The sequence below is a fragment of the Aliivibrio fischeri genome (assembly GCF_009727955.1).
Lineage (GTDB): Bacteria > Pseudomonadota > Gammaproteobacteria > Enterobacterales > Vibrionaceae > Aliivibrio > Aliivibrio fischeri_A.
Map to the genome: position 1 here is coordinate 1 of NZ_WOBR01000017.1, position 3135 is coordinate 3135.

The 3135-nt window shown below is 49.7% G+C and carries 1 rRNA gene; it reads left to right on the forward strand.

Annotated elements, in window-relative coordinates:
* Positions 1-162 precede the first annotated feature (162 nt).
* A 23S ribosomal RNA gene (locus tag GNP81_RS18905) occupies positions 163-3053 on the forward strand.
* Positions 3054-3135 lie beyond the last annotated feature (82 nt).

The following is a 3135-nucleotide window of genomic DNA, read 5'->3' on the forward strand; positions in this document are numbered from 1 at the left end:
AATCAAAATTTAAAAGTTCTTAATATCCTTTGTTTTACTTTGTAAAACGAAGAACAACACATTCAAGTGTTCTTGTATTTTGAATCCGGCGAAAAACCAGAACTCGCAATGACGAGTTCAACCTTGGTTGTTTATGCCATACGAAACCTCTTGGGGTTGTATGGTTAAGTGACTAAGCGTACACGGTGGATGCCTTGGCAGTCAGAGGCGATGAAAGACGTATTAACTTGCGATAAGCCCAGATTAGGTAGTAAAAACCATTTGAGTCTGGGATTTCTGAATGGGGAAACCCACGTGCATAAGCACGTATCACTACATGAATACATAGTGTAGTGAGGCGAACCGGGAGAACTGAAACATCTAAGTACCCCGAGGAAGAGAAATCAACCGAGATCCCGAAAGTAGCGGCGAGCGAAATTGGGTTAGCCCTTAAGCTTTTAATGAGACAGGTGAAGGCTCTGGAAAGTGCCGCGATACAGGGTGATAGCCCCGTAACCGACATCTCATCATCAGTGAAAACGAGTAAGGCGGGACACGTGATATCCTGTCTGAATATGGGGGGACCATCCTCCAAGGCTAAATACTACTGACTGACCGATAGTGAACCAGTACCGTGAGGGAAAGGCGAAAAGAACCCCTGTGAGGGGAGTGAAATAGAACCTGAAACCGTGTACGTACAAGCAGTAGGAGCACCTTCGTGGTGTGACTGCGTACCTTTTGTATAATGGGTCAGCGACTTATATTCAGTGGCAAGGTTAACCGTTTAGGGGAGCCGTAGGGAAACCGAGTCTTAACTGGGCGTTCAGTCTCTGGATATAGACCCGAAACCAGGTGATCTAGCCATGGGCAGGTTGAAGATTGAGTAACATCAATTGGAGGACCGAACCGACTAATGTTGAAAAATTAGCGGATGACTTGTGGCTAGGGGTGAAAGGCCAATCAAACCTGGAGATAGCTGGTTCTCCCCGAAATCTATTTAGGTAGAGCCTCGGACGAATACTACTGGGGGTAGAGCACTGTTAAGGCTAGGGGGTCATCCCGACTTACCAACCCTTTGCAAACTCCGAATACCAGTAAGTACTATCCGGGAGACACACGGCGGGTGCTAACGTCCGTCGTGGAGAGGGAAACAACCCAGACCGCCAGCTAAGGTCCCAAAGTTATAGTTAAGTGGGAAACGATGTGGGAAGGCTCAGACAGCCAGGATGTTGGCTTAGAAGCAGCCATCATTTAAAGAAAGCGTAATAGCTCACTGGTCGAGTCGGCCTGCGCGGAAGATGTAACGGGGCTAAACTATACACCGAAGCTGCGGCAATACAGTTTACTGTATTGGGTAGGGGAGCGTTCTGTAAGCGGTTGAAGGTGCGTTGTAAAGCGTGCTGGACGTATCAGAAGTGCGAATGCTGACATGAGTAACGATAAAGCGGGTGAAAAACCCGCTCGCCGGAAGACCAAGGGTTCCTGTCCAACGTTAATCGGGGCAGGGTAAGTCGACCCCTAAGGCGAGGCCGAAAGGCGTAGTCGATGGGAAACGGGTTAATATTCCCGTACTTCTTACAATTGCGATGGGGGGACGGAGAAGGCTAGGTGGGCTTGGCGACGGTCGTCCAAGTTCAAGTATGTAGGCTGTATTCTTAGGCAAATCCGGGAATACACTAGGCTGAGATACGATGTCGAGCTACTACGGTAGTGAAGCCATTGATGCCATGCTTCCAGGAAAAGCCTCTAAGCTTCAGATTGTAAGGAATCGTACCCCAAACCGACACAGGTGGTCGAGTAGAGAATACTAAGGCGCTTGAGAGAACTCGGGTGAAGGAACTAGGCAAAATGGTACCGTAACTTCGGGAGAAGGTACGCTCCTAGCGGTGATGAGACTTGCTCTCTAAGCTGCCGGGAGTCGCAGATACCAGGTGGCTGCAACTGTTTATTAAAAACATAGCACTGTGCTAAATCGTAAGATGACGTATACGGTGTGACGCCTGCCCGGTGCTTGAAGGTTAATTGATGGGGTTAGACTTCGGTCGAAGCTCTTGATCGAAGCCCAAGTAAACGGCGGCCGTAACTATAACGGTCCTAAGGTAGCGAAATTCCTTGTCGGGTAAGTTCCGACCTGCACGAATGGCGTAATGATGGCCACGCTGTCTCCACCCGAGACTCAGTGAAATTGAAATCGCTGTGAAGATGCAGTGTACCCGCGGCTAGACGGAAAGACCCCGTGAACCTTTACTACAGCTTGGCACTGAACATTGACCCTACATGTGTAGGATAGGTGGGAGCCTTTGAAGCAAGTACGCCAGTATTTGTGGAGGCAATCTTGAAATACCACCCTTGTATGCTTGATGTTCTAACGTTGGCCCCTTATCGGGGTTGCGGACAGTGCCTGGTGGGTAGTTTGACTGGGGCGGTCTCCTCCCAAAGAGTAACGGAGGAGCACGAAGGTGGGCTAATCACGGTTGGACATCGTGAGGTTAGTGCAATGGCATAAGCCCGCTTGACTGCGAGAATGACAATTCGAGCAGGTGCGAAAGCAGGTCATAGTGATCCGGTGGTTCTGAATGGAAGGGCCATCGCTCAACGGATAAAAGGTACTCCGGGGATAACAGGCTGATACCGCCCAAGAGTTCATATCGACGGCGGTGTTTGGCACCTCGATGTCGGCTCATCACATCCTGGGGCTGAAGTCGGTCCCAAGGGTATGGCTGTTCGCCATTTAAAGTGGTACGCGAGCTGGGTTTAGAACGTCGTGAGACAGTTCGGTCCCTATCTGCCGTGGGCGTTGGATGATTGAAGGGGGCTGCTCCTAGTACGAGAGGACCGGAGTGGACGAACCTCTGGTGTTCGGGTTGTCACGCCAGTGGCATTGCCCGGTAGCTAAGTTCGGAATCGATAAACGCTGAAAGCATCTAAGCGTGAAGCGAGCCCTGAGATGAGTCATCCCTGATACTTTAAGTATCCTAAAGGGTTGTTGGAGACTACGACGTAGATAGGTCAGGTGTGTAAGTGCTGCGAGGCATTGAGCTAACTGATACTAATTGCCCGTGAGGCTTAACCATACAACACCCAAGGGGTTTTGAACGGATTTAAAGTTGCAAGAAACGAATTGAATGTGATTAAGAACAGAATATAGCTTTCCGA